This window comes from Halorubrum tibetense (assembly GCF_042661865.1).
Lineage (GTDB): Archaea > Halobacteriota > Halobacteria > Halobacteriales > Haloferacaceae > Halorubrum > Halorubrum tibetense.
In genome coordinates, this window is record NZ_JBHSWW010000544.1 from 1 (window position 1) to 871 (window position 871).

2 protein-coding genes are annotated in these 871 nt (G+C 72.9%); both read left to right on the plus strand.

The genetic code is table 11. The features are described 5' to 3' along the window. A partial coding sequence (locus ACFQEU_RS16855) for an aminotransferase class I/II-fold pyridoxal phosphate-dependent enzyme (RefSeq protein ID WP_379784016.1) occupies window positions 1-353 on the plus strand: 353 nt, incomplete at its 5' end. Continuing rightward, window positions 350-871 (plus strand): adenosylcobinamide amidohydrolase (locus ACFQEU_RS16860; RefSeq protein ID WP_379784018.1); only part of this gene is annotated, 522 nt, incomplete at its 3' end. The genes ACFQEU_RS16855 and ACFQEU_RS16860, both read left to right, overlap by 4 nt.

The window sequence follows — 871 nt, forward strand, 5'->3', positions numbered from 1 at the left end:
CCCGGCGACCGTGGAACGTGAGCGCGCCGGCGCTCGCCACCGGAACGTACTGCCTGGACCAGTCGGCGTTCATCGCCGAGACCCGCGAGCGGGTCCGAACCGAGCGGGACCGTATGCGGGAGGCGCTCGCCGAGCGGTACGCCGTCCACCCGTCCGACGCCCCGTTCCTTCTCGTAGATGTCGGGGACGACGAGCGGACCGTCGAAAGGGTCGTCGCCGACGCCCGCGACCGCGGTGTCGCGATCCGTGACGCGACGACGTTCCGCGGGCTCGACACACACGTCCGGGTCGCGGTGCGGCTGCCCGCGGAGAACGACCGACTGCTCGCGGCGATGGGGGTCGGTGACGAATGAGCGGAGCCAGGGCCGCCGCCTTCGAGCCGACCGTTCGCGACGGGGTGTTCCGACTGCGACGCCCGGAGACCCGCTGGCTCTCGACGGGATGGCGCGGCGGGCAGTCGCGGGGAGACGTGGCGTACAACGTCTCCGTTCCCGAGGGGTTCGACCGGACCGACCTCGACGCGTATCGCGACGAGCGTCTCTCCCGGGCCGAGTTCGCTGCGAGCGGATCCGACGGGCCGGACTCGTCCAAGTCGACCGCCCCGCCGACGCTGTTCACCGGCGTCTCGATGGAACACGCCCGGGGAGCGCGCCACGGGCCGGTCGTCGTTTACGCCACCGCCGGGCTCTCGAACCCGGCGATGCTCCCGATGGATCCGGGAACGACCGCCGGCGGCGACGGCGACCCCAACCCGGATCGGACCGGAACGGTCAACCTGATCGTCGGGACGACCCGACGACTGGCAGACGGCGCGGCGGCGAACCTGGTCGCGGTCGCGGCGGAGGCGAAGGCGACGACGCTGCTGGCGACC